Here is a 17,103-nt window from a genome sequence, read left to right as displayed (position 1 = left end):
GGCTTCATCTTGAAGAATAGGCCCCACCGTGGCCCTGTTCAGAGGGAGGTGATGGGCTCGGCCGGCCTCGGCTGTCGCATGCGTCCGGGCTCCGCCCCTGAAAAAAGCTCGACCTTGGGCCTTGTGGCATTTGGGATGGGCTGGCACCATTTGGAACGAAATGCTGGATATGCCGGGATGGCGGATGTCGGTATGGATGCCATTCGAATGGAGATCAGCGTGCAACGAACGGATGTGATCCGGCTCACCGACGGCCGTCTTCAGCATCACGAGCACTTCGGAGATTCGTCGCGGGTCGTGTTGCGCGTCAGCGAGCGCTATCGGTTCGCCCTGGAGGTGCTGGCGCGGCGGGACGCGCGTCTGCGTGAGGTGGCGACCCGCGTCGAGGCGTTGGACGCCGTGACGGCGGAGACCGTGTTCGGCGATCTGCTGGTGCGCGCGGCGCTGGAGACCGCCATCAGCCGGCTGGAGACGTCAGGCGCGGACGGTGCCGCGGGCGAGGAGCTGCCCGGGTTGCTGGGGGAGGCCCTCGACTGCGTGGCGCGCACGCCGGGCCGTTGCCTCTCCCGCTCGGCGATGGGCCGCGACCTGTCCGTGGGCCCCGGGGGCAAGGTCTGGGTATGGGACCTCCCGGAGGAGCCGACGCCCCTTCGCGACCGGCTGCGCGAGAGCATCCGCACGGGGTTCATGCCGGGCGCGGAGAGCAGCGTCGACATCATCCGCCCCACCCCGGCCATGGTCGCGGGACTGGAGCGCGCCTGCGCGTTGATCCAGCGGCTGGTGCCGGAGATGACGGCCAGCGTCTTCCGGCACCTCCACTCCATCGCCATCGCGAACATCCGGGGCCCCCGGGGCCGGATGTTGACGGGCTCCGGAGGGGACGGCACCCCGTGCATGATCTTCATCGACCCGCACGAGCTGGAGAACCCCTGGGACACGGCGGGCCACATCCTGCATGAAGCCGTGCATCTCAAGCTCTCCGACCTGATTCGCACGGGCGCCATCGTGACGGACGACGGTCCCGTCGAGCTGGCCTGGGGCCGGAAGACGTCGCTGTCGAACAGCATCTTCGCCTACCACGCGTACGTGCACATGCAGGTGTTTCGCGCCGCCGTGGAGCACCTGGGGCCCGGCTGCCACGCGGAGTTCGGCGCGCCCCGGGACTACGTCGCGCCAGCACACGCCATGTCGGTGGTGAACAACGACACCCGCAAGCCCTTCTCCCGCGCGGAGGAGCGGCTCGACTTCCTGCACACGCAGCTGGAGGGCCCCCTGGCGTCGCGGGTGACGCCGTATGGGCGCGAGCTGAACGCCTGGCTCTGGGAGGCGATTCGTCCCCTGGAGGCCCTGGGGGCGCCGCTGTCCGGCGGACAGCCCACGCCCGTCGCGAAGCCGTCGGCGCCCGCGCTCGGACGGGCCCCGGCGCCGGTGCGCTATCGCCAGGGGAGGGACCTCTCCCTGCGCCGCTCCCCGTCCACGGAGGTGCTGTTCGCCCTGGACCCGGGCTCACGGAAGATCGTCACGCTGAACCTCGCGGCGTGGCTGGCCTTCGAGCTGTGCGACGGCAAGACCGAAGAAGAGATGCTGTCCTCCTACACCGCTTCGCTGGGACTCGGGGCCGAGCGCGCCTGGGCCCAGCTCGCGCCGACCCTCGAGGGGCTCGTGTCGAGTGGAATGATTGAACCGGTCTCCGAAGGGCGGGTGTCGTGATGGGCGCTTCGGACGTCATCCAGGCGGCGGACCGGGGTCTGGTCGCGCATCCCTCCTTCGGAGACTCGCCGAGGATCCTCGCGAAGGTCCTGACCCGCTATCGCTTCGGCCTGGAGCTGTTCGCCGAGCGGCTGCCCTCCCTGGCGCGCGCGGTGACCGCCGTGGAGGCGCTCGACGATGTCGACGCTCGCCGGATCTTCTTCGACCCGCTGGTGCGGCTGACGCTGGAGCAGGCCTTCTCCGACCTGGAGGCCGGCCGGCTGGCGTCGCCCCACCCGCTGGAGGAGATGCTGCCCGGCGCCCTGGAGGCGCTCCCCCTGGGGCTGTGCGAGTCGCGCATGCCGTCGCGCTTTCGCGTGGGCACGGAGACCCCGAAGTGGCTGTGGGACGTGGCCCAGCGCGGTGACGCCTATGCCAACGCGCTGCACTCGGCGTTCGACGGCATCTTCCTGACGAACCCCAAGAGCGGCGGGAAGCTGCTGAGCCCGGATGCGTCCGCCCAGGGGAAGATCAACGACTCCATCGCGCTGCTCTCCCAGTTGATGCCGCATTCGGGGGCGAGCGCGCTGAGGCACATCGAAGCCATCGCGCTGCTCAGCGCCCGGCTCGAAGGCGGCACCGTCCTGTCCGCCGCCGGTGGGGACCTGACGCCCTCCACCATCTTCCTGTCGCTGAAGGACCTGGGGAATCCCTGGGACGTCGCCGGGTGCCTGCTGCACGAGGGGCTCCACATGAAGCTCTTCGACGCCACCCGCTCGGTCTCCATCGCGGCGAAGCCCGAGGAGACCATCCAGGTGCCCTGGCGCGACGTGCGCTGGTCCATCGTCCGCACGGTGTTCGCCTACCACGTGTACGTCCACCTCGCGCTCTTCAAGGCCGCCGCGCTCTCGGCGGACCGTTCGTTGATTGAGCGGTTCGGGGACCCGTCCGCCTATGCCTCGCGGCCGCATGCGATGTCGGTGGTGAACAACGACGTCCGCTCCCGCTTCGGGCGCTCCGTCGACCGGGCGCGCTACCTGGGCGAGCAGCTGCTGACGGAGTGGTCACACCTGCTCACGCCCCAGGGACGGGACTTCGTCCGCTGGCTGAGCGAATCCCTGGCCCCTGTCGACCGGGAGGTCTTCAGCAAGGCGCCGGGGGGGCAGGCGGACGCGCTCGAAGGGGCGACGTACCGCAAGGTCAACGGTCTGCGGGCACGCCCTTCGACCCGGGGCGAGTGCCTGATGGTTTTCTCGCCAGACGCGCCAAGGCTGCATTGGCTCGATCTGAATGCGTGGCTGATCTTCGAACTCAGTGATGGCCGCACCTTCACTGAATTGGAGCGGGCGTATCTGGAGGCCATCGGGGGGCGTGTTGCCCCCGACGAAGCGCGCCGCCAGCTGCGTTCGGGACTGGAGACGCTTGTACGCAGCACCCTCGTAGAGCCAACCCGACAGCAAGGAGAAGCGCCATGAACAACGGATCGCAGTGGCTTGAGACCGTGAAGGACCTCCTGGCCAAGAAGGAGCAGCTGCAGGAGCCGACCGTGACGTGCGGTTCGAGTGCGGAGCGCCAGTGGTGGCCGCCGTACATCGTCTCCGACACGGCGAAGAAGGAAGACTGATTCAAGGTCGTCCGGTTCGCTGAACCGCCCGCCGTGTCCGCGCTCCAAGGCGGGCGCGGCGGGCCCCGGACCGGCTGTCATTGCAGTGTGGACCTCCCATACCCGCCGAGGGCATCCAGCGAATGAGCACCTATGACGTCGTGGTGGCGGGAAATGGCGCGCTGGGTCTTGCGACCGCGCGTTCCCTGACGCTCCAGGATCCAAACCTGCGCATCGCCGTGGTGGGGCCCGCGGGCAGGCCTGGAGGCGCCTCCGGCGCGGCCGGGGCCATGCTGGGCTGCTACGGAGAAGTGACCGCGCCGCTGCTGCGCACCGCTCCAGGCCGGGCCCGGCACGCGCAGAGCGTGCTCGCCGCGCGCCTCTGGCCCTCGTGGCTGGAGGGGCTGAACAGCGCGCTGCCCGCGGAGGACCAGGTGCGGCTGGATGCCGGCACCATCGTGTTCAGCAACGCGAAGTCCGGGACGATTGAAGACGAGAACTACGCCGCCATCCACGAAGCCGTGAAGGCGGACGAGGAGCCCTGGGAGGAGCTGGATCCCAACCAGGTGCCCGGCCTGAACCCCGCGGAGGACTGCCGGCCCAAGCGGGCCCTGTTCCTGCCGCGCGAGGGTTCGGTGGACGCAAGCCGCCTGCTGCGGGGGCTCACCCGGGTGCTGGAGCAGTCTCCGCGCGTCTCGCTCATCGACGGGGCCGTCAAGGCGCTCGACGTGCAGGCGGGGCGCATCACCGGGGTCCGGCTGGAGGATGGAAGGACGCTCGCGGCCGCGCAGGTCGTGCTCGCGATGGGCGTCGGGACGCAGGCCGTGCTGGACGAGCTCCCGGAGCTTGCCCGCCGCATCCCGCGCATCTTCAGCGGGGGCGGGACGTCACTGCTGCTCCAGGTGCCGAGGACCCAGCTCAAGCACGTGGTGCGGACGCCGAACCGCGCGTTCGCCTGCGGCCTGCATGGCATGCCGCGCGCGGGCAACCAGCTCTACTTCGGCGCGACGAACATCCTGATGGCGCGGCCCATGCTGCGCACCACGCCGGCGGACATGTTCTTCCTGCTCGAGTGCGTCCTGGAGCAGATTGATCAGGACCTCTGCGCCGCGCAGCTCGTCGGCTGGCAGGCGGGCAACAGGCCCGTCACCGTGGACACCTGTCCGTTGATTGGGCCGACGTCCGTGGAGGGGCTGTGGTTGCTCACCGGCACGTACCGCGATGGCCTGTTCCAGTCACCGCTGCTCGGCCAGCACCTGGCGCGGCGCATGTGTGGCCAGCCAGGGCTCATCAACGAGGACTTCCCGCCAGAGCGCAAACCCATCGCGCTCTACACGCTGGCGGAGGCGCGAGCGGAGGCGCTCAAACACTATCTGGCCATGGGCTGGGAGCACGGCATCCGGCTGCCGAAGGTCGGCTGGCACCGCTCGTTCCCCCGCTTCTATCAGCAGATGCTGGACTCGCTCTACGAGGAGCTGGGGGAGGAGGAGTTCGTGATGCCGCCAGAGCTCCTGGCCATCGTCGACGGCCACCGCGCGGTGATGGTGCCCTTCTTCCGCAACTACTACGCGGAGGTCCGCAAGGCCTGGGCCTGACGCACCCGGCCGCCCATGCCTGTCATGACAGAACCATGACAAAGGCATGGCGCGGCCATGAGCACCGCGCTTGACCCTACGCGGTAGGTTGAGCACCGTCGCCGCCCCAGCCCCGGTGCAACCTCCATGCGTGTGCTCACCCCCGACCTCCTCGTGGCCGCAGTCACTGAACTCTCCAAGGGCACCCGGCTCGTCCGGGCCAGGGACGTGGTCGCGTGGTGTGAGCGCAACCTGGTGGACCCCCAGGGGGACGGGCTCAAGCACCAGGCGCTCTGGGACGCGGACCAGGACGAGGCCCGCGGCCAGTGCCGGCTGCTCAAGTTCAAGAGCGGGGAGAGCAAGCAGTCACGGATGGGCTGGGCCCTGGTCGCCCATGGGGCCCGGGCGCGCGAAGCCGCGGCGCACCTGGGGTGGGGCGAGCAGCGCTGGAGCGGAGAGCGCTGGGACTGGCTGGGCGGCAGCGCTCCGGTCCCCACGCGGCGCTACGGCTCGGGCGGCGTGAATGGCCACGCGGAGCCGGCGGCGCAGGGCACCTCGCCGGGCTGAGTGGCTCGGGGAGGGTGCCCCGAGCCGGCAAGGCTAGACGATGGGCCGGAAGACCTTCAGCCCGGAGCGGCCGCCGGCGCCGAGCGTGTTGCGCTCGATGAAGTCGCTCACGGACGAGCGGCCGTCGCCGGTGGTGATGGCCGTGTGGCCGTAGATGCTGCCCAGGCGCGACGAGGTCTTCTCCCAGGTGAGGACCAGGCCCGGCGTCTTCAGCGCTTCCTCGAGCGACATGTTGACCTGCTTGAACTTGTCGCGCGGCAGGTTGTTGTCAATCTGGTTGCCATTGCCCCAGACCTTGACGCCGAAGGCGTTCTGGATGGCGCGGCTGACGCCCGTGGCGCACAGGCCCTGGCTGTTGTAGCCGCCCATGCCCATCGCGGCCGCCCGGCCCGCCTCCGCCAGCTTGCGCATCGCGGGCGTCGCCGGGCCAGAGCTTCCGGTGCCACGCGGAGCCCCCACCGAGCCGCCCCCCGCCGCGCCGCCGTTGCGACCCGCGCCGCCGGGCCCCTTCGCGCCACCGCCCCTGGCGGGCTGGAAGCTGTCCGTTCCGCCATGGCCGGGGACGCGCAGCGAGCGGCCCGCGTAGATGAGGTTGGGATTGGCGATGTTGTTGGTGCGCGCCAGCGCCGAAACGCTGGTCTTGAAGCGGGAGGCGAGCGCCGAAAGGGTGTCGCCCGGACGAATGCGGTAGTTGGACATGCGAATCTCCTGAGGCCATTTTCGCGATGTCCGTGATTGAGTTGCGCGAGTTTCCAGCTTTCTAGGAATCCGACTGGCTTTCCGTTGAGGGTGTTCCGGGAGGAGATCCACCGTCACCCGAAAATGTCAGTCGCGGCGATAGCCGAAGCTCTTGCGCATGAGCGCGACGTCATCAAGGAGCTGCGCGGCCGTCGCTGAGGCTGGCGACGGCCGCGCTGGCGGACTTCAGTTGGTGGGGCAGCTTCCGCCCGAGCAGTAGAAGCAGGCGCTGGTGCAGTTGGAGCCGCTGCAAAGCGAGATCTCGGGGCCGTGGCAGGTGGGCGACGAGATGTCCGTCATCGTGTAGGAGGTGTAGATGTCGCCGCAGGCGATCACCCGATCATCGGTGCCGCCATTGGCCTCCACCGACAGGCTGTTGCCCACGTACGTCGTGCCGCTGGCGGGCTTGCCCGTCTTCCACTGGCCATAGCTCACGAAGTTGGCGGCGTTCCCGGGGACGATCTCCGACCCCAGCTTGACGTGGAGCATGCCGTTGACCGGCACCTGGAGGGTGGTGGTGCTGGCCGTGCCCCGCTTGTAGTTGAAGTCCACGGGCCCGTTGCCGGTGCAGTTGGCGACGCCGAAGTGGGCGAAGTGTCCCGGGTGATTGAAGTTGGGGCCGCCCCACCAGTTCGTGGCGCGCAGGCGAACGACGCTCGCCGTCCCCTTGATGATGTCGCACGAGCGGAGCTTGGGCTCACACGTCCCCTTGTCGAAGGCCCCGAGCGTGTAGTCGCAGCCGCTGGTGCAGTACGTATCGCTCGGGTGGACGGTCTCGATGACCTCCTGGCTGGGGTCTCCGCACGAGGCATCGCCATAGACGGTGCCGACCCAGCCGCGGAAGAACTCCGAACAGCTCGCGGCCAGGGACTGGCCTCCGGAGTCGCGGGTCGAAGGCATGCTGGCGAGCGCCGCCGCGTTCTCACGCTGGAGCTTCTCCCGCATGTCGCGGTCCACCACGAGGCGCGCGTTCCGCATGAGGGCCGTGGGCAGCGCCTGGTTGGCGGGAGCCACCGCGAGGAACACCTCCGCCGCCGTGTGTGACTTGAGGAAGCGGGGGGCGATGAGGGGACGCAGCGGATAGGTCGCCGCGACCGCCACATCCACCTCGCCCTCGTCGTTCTCAAGGAAGACGACGTGGTTGCCGGGCGCCCCGCTGACCCGCGCGAGCTCACGCGGTCCGGAGGACGCGGGCGCTGCCGCTTGGACGGGGGACGCGCCGATGAGCCAGCCGGCGCCGACGAGTGCCAGGGCGAGGGAGGTCGAGGACGGTTTCATGGGGGATGCTCCAGGGGAGGAGGGCGTTCATTCGCCGTTTCCCCCAGAACGTGGGTTCCCCGTTTTTCTCCTCACTCCCAGGACGCGAATTCCGGGACGTGGCCAACGAAGGCGACACGGCCAGCGCGCGAGGTGGCGCGGGGCGTGCTCTACCTGCGGCCTCATGCCTTCCTTCCAAGCGCCGCCGCGCGCCCTGCTCTGTCTTCTTCTCGTGTTCATGTCCGCCTGTGGCGATGATCCGGAGCCGGGCGCTCCCTCCGACGCGGGCGTCTCCAGGCCGGATGCGGGCGTGGACGCGGGCCGTCCTCCGCCTGAAGTCGTCGCGGTGCCCAGGACGCAGGTGATGCTCGGCGGGCGTGAGTACCGCGCCTACCAGCGGCCGGGAGACACCTTCCGCGTCGTCTGCGAGGAGCCCTGTCCCCTGGAGGAGACGTACCTCTTCGCGCGCTACGCGGGGTTCCGGGCCGTGAAGGACGACCTGGTCTCCGTGGCGGGGGTGGACGTGTCGCCGCGGATGGTGCCGGTGGACATCCACCTGGCGGGCGACAGCCTCTGTGGCCCGAAGGGGACCGTGTCCGGCAGCGCGTTCATGAACCAGACCGGGCTGGAGCCGGGACCGGGCTCGAATGTCTGTCTCTGGGAGCTGGAGGCCTCCCGGGCGCCGCCGCCGGAGGTCCCGCGGCCTTTGACTGTCGAGAACGCCGTGGCGCTCGAGCACCAGGTGCTGGTGGCGCACGAGTACGCACACGTCGTGCTCTTCCTTCGCCACGAGCTGTCCCACGAGTGGCTGGTGCGGGCCATCTCCTACCGGGTGGGCGGACAGGCGGGCAGCCTCTGCGATGACGTCAACCAGCAGTTCGCCCCCACCGCCTGGGAGCTCTGCCAGCGCAACGGGCTGGACTACGCGCAGCTGGCGGAGGGCCTGCGGAAGACAGACACCCTGTGGTCGACGGGCGGGGGCACCGTGGCGCTGCACGCGGGCGTGCCGCTCGCCACGTCGGTGTACCAGTACCGGCGCATCCTGGATGCGCTGGCGGGCGGTGACACGCTGGCCGCCTGCGTCGCGGGTGGCGAGCTGCGGGCGAACCAGTGCGGGGACTCCGCCCGGTTCACGCCGGCGGGTGGCACCGTGAACATGTACGCGGGGCAGGTGCGGTGGGAGCTGCCCGCGGGGGCGCTGGTGGCGGACGTGCAGGTGGAGCCGGGGGCCTGGCGCTCCGGCATGGTCGTGCCCACGCCCTGGAACGCCTTCATGTCCGCGCACAACTACGCCTTCGAGCCTGCGTCCGGGGCGTTCAAGCAGCCGGTGCGGCTGACCGTGGCGTACGATCCGAAGCTCATTCCAGAGGGGGGCGCGGAGGCGTCGCTCACGCTCTACTGGAAGCCTGACGACGGGCCGGCCCAGGCAGTTGTGGGGGCCCAGGTGGACACCGGGGCGAACACCGTCAGCGCGTCCGTGTCGAAGCTGGGGCGCTACATCGTCTCGCCCCGCTGAAGCCCGCCGGGCCGCGGAGGGGAAGTCCCCCGCGGCCCGTGGGCCGTCACTCAGTTCGGGACGCTGAGCCGCAGCCGCAGCAGCGTCGGCTCCACCCAGGTGCTGGCTTCAGGGCCACCGGCGGCGGCCTGGGCATCCAGGGTGGCGTTGACGGTGTCCCTCAAGCGGTCGGCCCGAGACGTCACCGCCGGGTGCAGGTCCGCCAGGATGTTGTGGGTCGGCGGCGTGGTGGCGGCGCTGAACAACGCATACATGTCCATCACGTCGTTCATCACCGGGGAGACCTCCACGTCCTGGAGGGTGTCGTAGCCCGACATCACCGCGTCCTCGCCGTACAGCAGCCCGCGCAGGTTCTCGTCGTGCTCCAGCGACAGGGGCAGCGCCAGCGCCACGTAGGCCTGCCACAGCAGCCGCGTGCCCGTCATGCGCTTGGACTGGACCTGTAGCGGGTCACCGCCCTGGTTCATCCGCGCGGCGATGGAGCCGTAGAACTGACGCTGCTGGTCCTTCAGCACCTCCACCATCCGGGCGCGCACGGTGGTGCGCAACGCGGTGGCCATGGGGTAGTCGGACGAGGCGATGTTGGCCTGCACGTGGCCCCAGCGCGTCACCATCGCCTTGTGGGGGTCTTCCGCCGAGTTCGGGTTGTAGGTGGGCCGGTCCACCCCGCGCACCAGGGCGACGAACTCCATGCCGCCGGTGAAGACGTGGCCGAACACCCGTTCGGACTTCACCGAGTTCGTGGCGGTGTCCCAGTAGGTGTAGCGGACGTAGATGTTGGACTGCAGCCGGTACTTGCGCTCGTACATGCCGCCGAAGCCGGTGAAGACCTCGGAGTAGAGCTGCCAGCTGCCCTCGCCGCACAGGTCGATGGCGGCGCCATCCACGTTCATGTTGTCCGCGATGAGCAGCGGGCGCAGCACGTCATGGTTCCAGCGGGCGGGATTCACGGAGATCTCATCCGGCGCATTGTCCGCGTTGTAGTCGCCCCACGCGCCGCCCCAGCACGGCACGATGGCCTTGTTCGCCGGCTTGAGCACGTGCGCCGTCGGCTCCTGCTCCGGAGCGCCCCACGGGTCGACGCCGTACATCCCCCGGTTGGGGTCGGTCCGCCAGGTGTTCTCCGCGCTCTCGATGAGCGTCTTGAGCACGCTCCAGTCCGCCTGGTAGCGCTCGTGGAGCTTGGTGAACAGCGGCTTGCCAATGTTGCGCAGCGCCGTGTCCAGCTGCGTGCCGGCGGTGATGAGGTTGGCGTGGCGCGTGGTGAGCATGGTGGCGCCCAGGACCGGCTGCTCCTCGAAGAGCTGCGCGTAGGCCTCCGAGCCCGCCATCCAGTCCTTCGGGCTGGAGATGCGCTCGGCGTGCAGCATGCCCAGGTTCAACTGGAGCGGGAACTCCCGCAGGTAGTTGATGTTGTAGGTGAGCTGGTGCGAGGACAGCTCGTCCGTGGGGCTGACGTCCGGGTTGGCGCCCCGGCCGTCGATGCCGGAGAGGATGGTGGAGAAGCGCGCGTCCACCGCGCCCCACTTGGAGAACTGGTTCTCCGCGGGGACGAACTCCTCTTCGTAGCGCATGGGCGTGGGGTGGCGTGAGCTCCAGCCCAGGTAGGACCACGCCGACAGCTCGAACGCGTCGTTCTTCGTGTCGTTGAAGTATTCGTACATGCTCTGGTCCACGCGGTTCAGCCCCGCCTGGAGCGAGTGCAGCGACTGCTGGACCTCCTGCACGTTCTGGTTCGCCAGGCCCAGGTTCCAGTCCACCAGGGCGAAGCGGTCGTGCATGTCCCGGTGGATGTCATTGAGCTTCCGGTCCACCCGGTCGAAGCGACTGAACATGCGATCCTGGAGCTGTTCCACCAGCTGATGCAGCTTGCGGACCTCCAGGAGGATGGTCTGCTCGATGGGCGGCTCCTGCGGCTTGCGCAGCATCGAGAAGAGCTGGAAGACGGCGCTGACGATCTGCCCGGTGAACACCGCGCCGCTGACGATCTCAAAGCCCTTGGCGCCCAGGTCGAGCAGGCCGGTGACCTTCTCCGCGATCTTGATGGAGCTCTCCGCGTACTTCGACACCGCCTCCAGGGTGGTGCTCAACGCCTGGGTGAACCTCACCAGGTCGTCGGCGAAGTCCACCGCGCCGTCCCTCCGGAAGAGGTCCGCGACCACGCCGAGTCCGCCCGTGACGCCTTCCCGCACGCCGTTGAGCTGATCCTTCAGCTGCGTGCCCCGCGCGCGGGCCGCGTCGATGGCCGTCCGCAGCGCGGCCTCCTCCGGCGCGGCCGTGGCCGTCGTCATCGCCTCGTCGCCAGCGCCACCCGTCAGGGCCAGCGGGGTGACGGGCTTCTTCAGGGCGATGGCGGCGCGGTACGCCTGCTCCGCCGTGTTCAGGGCGTGGAGCATGTCGGAGTACTGCTGCACGGCGGACAGGCCCTGGGTGCTCGCGAGCACCATGAAGCTCCGTGCGTCCTCCGGCGTGGCGGACAGGCTCCCGTCCGCGCCGAGGCGGGGCAGGATGAAGCCCGCGAGCGGCCCCAGCGGATGCACGGCCAGCATCTGCGCGGCGTTGTGGGTGGTGTGGACGCCCAGCGCGCCCCCGATGCCGCCGCCATTCACGGCCGCTGCCAGCGCGGCGTTGCCCTGCGCGAGGTCGAACAGCTTGCCCCAGGTCTCCTGGGTGAAGGCTTCAGCCTCCGCGTAGCGCTCCACCAGGGAGTGGGCGTTGGCGAGGCCGCGCTCCAGGTCCAGGCCGTTGTGCATGCTGGCCAGCAGGGCGCGGGCGTGGGCCCGCAGCGCCCGGCCGGGCGCCGTGGTGGTGGACATGGCCGGCTCGGCGCGGGCGAGCATGCGGAGCATCACCCGCATCATCGGACCGCTGCCGTCCTTCGCGGGGTCGAAGGGGTAGGCGTTGAGCGCGGTGGAGAGGGTGTTGATGCCGGCCGTCAGCTCCGCCTGCGTCAGCGTCGGGTTGTCGCGGGCGAGGGCGTACGCCGCGCCGGCCAGCAGGTTCAGCTTGGGCGCCTTCTTGTACATGGCCACCGTCGCGTAGATGCGACGGTCCACCTCCTGCTTGGACAGGGAGAAGCTGCTGCGGCACTCCGAGCAGGTGATGGGCGCGTCATAGACGGGCGCGCCCGGGCTCCCGGAGGCGGCCCACTGCGCCGCGGCCTGGGCCTGCACCTGCGAAACCGAGGAGCTGCCGGCGGCCTGTCCGTCCACGAAGCCCGCGCCGCAGTCGGCGTCCGGCGCGGTGCCGTGGCCCGGGTCGCGGCAGGCGTTGTAGAGGGGCGAACCGCTGCCGGGGCCGCACGCGCCCACCATGGTCCCGCACGCCAGCGCGTCGGTGACCCAGGCGCCATTCACCTGGCACGTCCGGGGGGTCGTGCACGCCACCGTGCACGCCGACTCCACGGTGCCGCACTGGGGCCCCGTGCCCGTCGCGATGACCGGGTAGTTGGAGAAGGTGATGTAGCAGGCCTCCGGGCCGATGCTCGCGGCGGCCTTGCGGGGCGCCGTTCCCCCGCGCACGGACTCCTCACCGCCCGGCAGGTTTCCGATGTACCAGAGCCAGGTGATGCCCGCCCGCTGCTCAAGGGGCACGTTCATCCGCAAGTAATTGCCCGCGAGCCTGTCGCACGTCGTGCCCGAGAGGCTGTCGAAGGGCAGCACCGCTTCGTGGATCTCGCCGGTGTACCCGAAGTCCTCGTGCTGGCACGAGGCATAGGACGTACACGTCTTGGGGGTGGTGTCCTGGCCACACGCTGCGGAGTTCGTCCGCGCGTAGCACTCCAGGCTGTAGGTGAAGTTGCCGGAGCACACCCAGTCACCGCTGGCGATGTCGTCGGCCGTGCAGGACAGGCCCTGCTCCGCGGTGCCAAGGGCGACGGGGGCCTCCGCGGGCTCGGCGCTGGGGGGCACGGCCTCACCGCAGCCCCAGAGTCCCAGCGCGGCCACCACGCCCTGGAGCCAACGCAAGCGAAGGCCTTCCGTGCGCACGGGCGCGCCCGGTGGACGCACCCCTCCCAACAATGACGGTTCTTGCAGCGTTCGCATGGCGGGCTTTCCCCCCTCAAGCGGACCGGACATGGCCCGGGACGACGATGGTCGTCCGGGTTCGATACGGAAGGGCCGCGCAAGCCTGGTTCAATCTCCGACAAAAAAGTGGAGCGGCCGTCGTCACTGCCCTGATGCGCTCGACGTGGCGGGCAGTGACGACACGGCCGTCGTCACCGCCCTGGCTGCGTCCGCGCCCTGGAAGGCCTGGGCGGCCTCCCTCAAGAGACTGGTGAAGCGGCTCCTGGACTCCGGCGGGATGGGCACGGAGTCCGGCGCGATGCGGGGCTGCCCGGTGTTGACGCACCTGCCCTGTCGGGGGGGACGGCTACGGGAGGCATTCGCCCTTCTCCGCCTTCGCGACGAGGGACGCGGGCGGCAGGAAGTGCTTCCCGTAGCGCTCCGCGAGCTGGCGGGCGCGCAGGACGAAGGCGCGCGGCCCCGTGCCGGTGGGCCCCTCGTAGCCGTTGATGTACTGCACGACGCCGCCCGTCCAGGGCGGGAAGCCGATGCCGAGGATGGAGCCCACGTTCGCGTCCGCGGCGGAGCGCAGGACGCCCTCGTCGAAGCAGCGCACCGTGTCGATGGCCTCCGCGAACAGCATCCGCTCCTTCATGTCCTCGAAGGGGATGGTGTGGCCGGGCTTCGTGTAGTGCTGGGTGAGGCCCGGCCAGAGGCCCGTGCGCTTGCCGTCGACGTAGTCGTAGAAGCCGCCGCCGGTGGAGCGGCCCTTGCGCTGGTGCTGGTCGACCATCGCGTCCATCACCGCGTAGCTGCCGTGGACCTCCCACGTCTTCCCCTCGGCCTCGACGGCGGCCTGGGTCTCCTTGCGGATCTTCCGGGGCAGGGTGAGCGTCAACTCGTCCACCAACTGGAGCGGGGCCGCGGGGTAGCCGGCCTGGAGCCCCGCCTGTTCAATGGACGCGGGCGGCAGGCCCTCGCCCACCATGGCGATGGCCTCGTTGAGGAACGTGCCAATCACGCGGCTGGTGAAGAAGCCCCGGCTGTCGTTGACGACGATGGGCGTCTTGCCAATCTGCACCGCGATGTCGATGGCCTTCGCCAGCGCGGCGTCACTCGTCTGCTTGCCCGCGATGAGCTCCAGCAGCGGCATCTTGTCCACGGGGGAGAAGAAGTGCATGCCCACGAAGTCGGGCGGGCGCGTCACCCCTTCGGCCAGCAGGGTGATGGGCAGGGTGGAGGTGTTGGACGCGAGCAGCGCGTCCGGGGCCACCACGCCCTGAACCTCCTGGAAGACCTTGTGCTTGAGCTTCACGTCCTCGAACACGGCCTCGATGACCAGGTCGCAGCCCGCCAGCGCGGCGGGGTCCATGGCGGGGGTGATGCGCGCGAGGAGCGCTTCGCCCTTCTCCTTCGTGGACGAGCCCTTCTGGATGGCCTTCTCCACCAGCTTCGCGGAGTACTGCTTGCCCTTCTCCGCGGACTCCAGGCTCACGTCCTTGAGCACCACGTCGATGCCGGCCTTGGCGCAGACGTAGGCGATGCCCGCGCCCATCATCCCGGCGCCGAGGACACCCACCTTCTTCGCGGTGTGCTGGGGGAAGCCCTTGGGACGGCCGCCGCCGGAGTTGATGTGCTGCATGTCGAAGAAGAACGCCTGCATCATGTTCTTCGCGACCTGGCCCACGGCCAGCTCGGTGAAGTAGCGCGACTCGATGGTGAACGCGGTGTCGACGTCCACCTGCGTGCCCTCCACGGCCACCGCCATGATGGCGCGCGGCGCGGGCATGTTCGCGCCCTTGAGCTGCTTGCGCAGGTTGGCGGGGAAGGCGGGCAGGTTCGCCGCGAGCGCCGGGGTGGACGGCGTGCCGCCCGGAATCTTGTAGCCCTTCTGGTCCCACGGCTGCTGCGCCTTCGGGTTCGCCTTCACCCACGCCTTGGCGGCGGGCAGCAGCGCGTCCACGGACTCCACCACGTCGTGCACCAGGCCCAGCTCCTTCGCCTCCTGCGGGCGGTAGCGCTGGCCCTGGAGCAGCACCTTCATCAGCGCGTCCGTGATGCCCAGCATGCGCACCGTGCGCACCACGCCGCCGCCGCCGGGCAGCAGCCCCAGCGTCACCTCCGGCAGGCCCACCTGCGCGCCCTTCACGTCCGCGATGATGCGCCGGTGACACGCGAGGGCGATCTCCAGCCCGCCGCCCATCGCCGCGCCGTTGAGCGCCGCGACCACGGGCCGGCCGAAGGTCTCCAGCGTGCGCAGCTGCGCCTTGATCTCCTCGCAGAGCTCGAAGACCTGCTTCGCCTCGTCCTTCTTCACGCGGCGCAGGTCGTTCAGGTCCCCGCCGGCGAAGAAGGTCTTCTTCGCGGAGGTGAGGATGACGCCGGTGATGCTGTCCTTCTCCTGGACCAGCCGGTCCACCGCGGCGCGCATGGACTTCACGTACGCGGCGTTCATGGTGTTGGCGGACTGGCCCGGGTCATCCAACGTCAAGACCACGATGCCGTCGGCGTCTTTTTCCCAGCGCAGGGTGTTCTGTTCGCTCATGGGGTCGCTCGAATTCTTCAAAGGGAAGGGGGGGAGGTTCAGACGCGCTCGACGAGGGTGGCCACACCCATCCCGCCGCCGACGCACAGGGTGACGACCGCGCGGCGCGCCTGCCGCCGCTCCAGCTCATCCACCACGGTTCCGAGGATCATCGCGCCGGTGGCGCCCAGCGGGTGGCCCATGGCGATGGAGCCGCCGTTGACGTTGAGCTTCTCGTCCGGGATGCCCAGGTCCTTCTGGTACTTGAGGACCACGGAGGCGAAGGCCTCGTTGAGCTCGAAGAGGTCGATGTCCTTCACCGTGAGGCCGGCGATGCCCAGCAGCTTCTGGGTGGCCGGGATGGGGCCCGTGAGCATGATGGTGGGGTCGGAGCCGGAGGTGGCCACGGCGGCGATGCGCGCCCGGGGCTTGAGCCCCAGCGCCTTGCCGACCTTCTCCGAGCCCACCAGCACGAGCGCCGCGCCGTCCACGATGCCGGAGGAGTTCCCCGGCGTGTGGACGTGGTGGATCCGCTCCACGGAGTGGTACTTCTGCAGCGCCACCGCGTCGAAGCCGCCCGCCTCGCCCATCACGCTGAAGGACGGGTTGAGCTGCCCCAGCGAGGCCACGGTGGAGTCCGGGCGCATGTGCTCGTCACGGTCGAGCACGGTGAGGCCGTTCTGGTCCCGCACCGGGACGACGGACTTGTTGAAGTAGCCGCCCGCCCAGGCCTTGGCCGCCAGCGCCTGGGAGCGCGCGGCGTAGGCGTCCACGTCCTCGCGGGTGAAGCCCTCCATCGTCGCGATGAGGTCCGCGGAGATGCCCTGCGGCACGAAGTAGGTGTCGTAGTTGGTGGCGGGGTCCAGGGCCCAGGCGCCGCCGTCGGAGCCCATGGGCACGCGCGACATGCTCTCCACGCCGCCCGCGATGACCAGGTGCTCCCAGCCGGAGCGCACCTGCTGCGCGGCCAGGTTCACCGCCGTGAGGCCGGAGGCACAGAAGCGGTTGAGCTGCACGCCGCCGGTGGTCTCCGGCAGGCCCGCCGCCAGCACCAGCGTCCGGGCGATGTCCGCGCCCTGGTCTCCCACCGGGGAGACGACGCCCAGCACCACGTCGTCGATGCGCTGGGGGTCCAGGGTGGGGTTGCGCTGCTTGAGGGCCTCCACCAGCCCGATGAGCAGCGACACCGGCTTGGTGCCGTGCAGCGCGCCCTTCTTGCCCTTGCCGCGAGGGGTACGGACGGCGTCGAAGATGAATGCTTCCTGGCTCACGGGGAGCCTCCTTGGGAAACGGGTGAAGGTGCGCGGCACGCGGGGGCCGCGAACAGGTGGGCGATGGGGTACTCCGTCATGTAACCGTACCCTCCAAACAGCCGCGGGCGCCGGTTCGCGACGATGCGGGTGACGGTACGACAGGCGCGCCCCGGGGTCGCGCACTCCAGGCGGGCCATCGCGCTGGGCGCCGTGCCCGGCCGCTCCCGGGGCTGCTGGCCCGGCAACTGCCCGAAGCCCTTGCCCTCCCCGCCGCCCGGCAGGTTGCCCGCGTGGGCCCCCTGGTCGCCGGCCCCACGACGACGAGGGCGAGCACCCCAGGCCTTCGCGGCCCACGGGGCCAGACACCGGCGCGAA

Annotated in this window: 11 protein-coding genes; 6 read left to right on the top strand and 5 right to left on the bottom strand. The window is 70.0% G+C overall.

Going from position 1 to position 17,103, the window contains the following annotated elements; genetic code table 11:
- The first annotated feature begins 219 nt into the window (after positions 1-219).
- From OV207_RS25320 to OV207_RS25300, 5 genes are all read left to right on the top strand, one after another.
- Positions 220-1,710, top strand: a complete 1,491-nt coding sequence (locus OV207_RS25320) for an aKG-HExxH-type peptide beta-hydroxylase (protein WP_267557695.1) — start codon at positions 220-222, stop codon at positions 1,708-1,710.
- Positions 1,710-3,164: an aKG-HExxH-type peptide beta-hydroxylase gene (locus OV207_RS25315; protein ID WP_267557749.1), complete on the top strand. Its 1,455-nt coding sequence runs from the start codon at positions 1,710-1,712 to the stop codon at positions 3,162-3,164. The genes OV207_RS25320 and OV207_RS25315 overlap by 1 nt, the downstream gene beginning before the upstream one ends.
- The gene (locus OV207_RS25310; RefSeq protein WP_167508727.1) at positions 3,161-3,313 is read left to right on the top strand and encodes a hypothetical protein; all 153 of its coding nucleotides are present in this window, start codon (positions 3,161-3,163) and stop codon (positions 3,311-3,313) included. The genes OV207_RS25315 and OV207_RS25310 overlap by 4 nt, the downstream gene beginning before the upstream one ends.
- Positions 3,314-3,435: 122 nt before the next feature.
- Entirely contained in the window at positions 3,436-4,887 is a 1,452-nt protein-coding gene (locus OV207_RS25305; protein WP_267557694.1) for an NAD(P)/FAD-dependent oxidoreductase, read from the top strand.
- A gap of 126 nt (positions 4,888-5,013) precedes the next feature.
- Positions 5,014-5,433 carry a hypothetical protein gene (locus OV207_RS25300; RefSeq protein ID WP_267557693.1) on the top strand — a complete coding sequence of 140 codons (420 nt, stop codon included), beginning with the start codon at positions 5,014-5,016 and terminating at the stop codon, positions 5,431-5,433.
- A 33-nt stretch (positions 5,434-5,466) separates the two neighbouring features.
- On the opposite strand, the gene OV207_RS25295 is transcribed toward OV207_RS25300, so the two are convergent.
- Together OV207_RS25295 and OV207_RS25290 are read right to left on the bottom strand one after the other, a co-directional pair.
- Entirely contained in the window at positions 5,467-6,132 is a 666-nt protein-coding gene (locus OV207_RS25295; protein WP_193347824.1) for a LysM peptidoglycan-binding domain-containing protein, read from the bottom strand.
- 225 nt (positions 6,133-6,357) lie between these two features.
- The gene (locus tag OV207_RS25290; protein ID WP_267557692.1) at positions 6,358-7,449 is read right to left on the bottom strand and encodes a hypothetical protein; all 1,092 of its coding nucleotides are present in this window, start codon (positions 7,447-7,449) and stop codon (positions 6,358-6,360) included.
- 163 nt (positions 7,450-7,612) lie between these two features.
- On the opposite strand from OV207_RS25290, the gene OV207_RS25285 reads away from it, so the two are divergent.
- Positions 7,613-8,944, top strand: a complete 1,332-nt coding sequence (locus tag OV207_RS25285) for a hypothetical protein (protein WP_267557691.1) — start codon at positions 7,613-7,615, stop codon at positions 8,942-8,944.
- 50 nt (positions 8,945-8,994) lie between these two features.
- Here the strand turns inward: OV207_RS25285 and OV207_RS25280 are convergent, their stop codons facing one another.
- The 3 genes from OV207_RS25280 to OV207_RS25270 form a co-directional block, all read right to left on the bottom strand.
- Entirely contained in the window at positions 8,995-12,990 is a 3,996-nt protein-coding gene (locus tag OV207_RS25280) for a hypothetical protein (protein ID WP_267557690.1), read from the bottom strand.
- 328 nt (positions 12,991-13,318) lie between these two features.
- Positions 13,319-15,496 (bottom strand): 3-hydroxyacyl-CoA dehydrogenase NAD-binding domain-containing protein, encoded by a 2,178-nt coding sequence (locus tag OV207_RS25275; protein WP_267557689.1) that lies wholly within the window; start codon positions 15,494-15,496, stop codon positions 13,319-13,321.
- Between the two features lie 38 nt (positions 15,497-15,534).
- The gene (locus tag OV207_RS25270) at positions 15,535-16,746 is read right to left on the bottom strand and encodes an acetyl-CoA C-acetyltransferase (protein WP_193347829.1); all 1,212 of its coding nucleotides are present in this window, start codon (positions 16,744-16,746) and stop codon (positions 15,535-15,537) included.
- Between the last annotated feature and the right edge of the window lie 357 nt (positions 16,747-17,103).

This window comes from Corallococcus sp. BB11-1, from assembly GCF_026626625.1.
Classification (GTDB): domain Bacteria; phylum Myxococcota; class Myxococcia; order Myxococcales; family Myxococcaceae; genus Corallococcus; species Corallococcus soli.
The sequence above is the reverse complement of the archived record's forward strand: the minus strand, read 5'-3'. Positions and strand labels throughout refer to the sequence as shown.

What these genes read in the sequence shown, in the direction of transcription:
- OV207_RS25310 (WP_167508727.1), top strand. Translation starts at nt 3,161, where the DNA reads ATGAACAACGGATCGCAGTGGCTTGAGACCGTGAAGGACCTCCTGGCC.
- OV207_RS25295 (WP_193347824.1), bottom strand. Translation starts at nt 6,132, where the DNA reads ATGTCCAACTACCGCATTCGTCCGGGCGACACCCTTTCGGCGCTCGCC.
- OV207_RS25280 (WP_267557690.1), bottom strand. Translation starts at nt 12,990, where the DNA reads ATGCGAACGCTGCAAGAACCGTCATTGTTGGGAGGGGTGCGTCCACCG.
- OV207_RS25300 (WP_267557693.1), top strand. Translation starts at nt 5,014, where the DNA reads ATGCGTGTGCTCACCCCCGACCTCCTCGTGGCCGCAGTCACTGAACTC.
- OV207_RS25275 (WP_267557689.1), bottom strand. Translation starts at nt 15,496, where the DNA reads ATGAGCGAACAGAACACCCTGCGCTGGGAAAAAGACGCCGACGGCATC.
- OV207_RS25285 (WP_267557691.1), top strand. Translation starts at nt 7,613, where the DNA reads ATGCCTTCCTTCCAAGCGCCGCCGCGCGCCCTGCTCTGTCTTCTTCTC.
- OV207_RS25305 (WP_267557694.1), top strand. Translation starts at nt 3,436, where the DNA reads ATGAGCACCTATGACGTCGTGGTGGCGGGAAATGGCGCGCTGGGTCTT.
- OV207_RS25315 (WP_267557749.1), top strand. Translation starts at nt 1,710, where the DNA reads ATGGGCGCTTCGGACGTCATCCAGGCGGCGGACCGGGGTCTGGTCGCG.
- OV207_RS25290 (WP_267557692.1), bottom strand. Translation starts at nt 7,449, where the DNA reads ATGAAACCGTCCTCGACCTCCCTCGCCCTGGCACTCGTCGGCGCCGGC.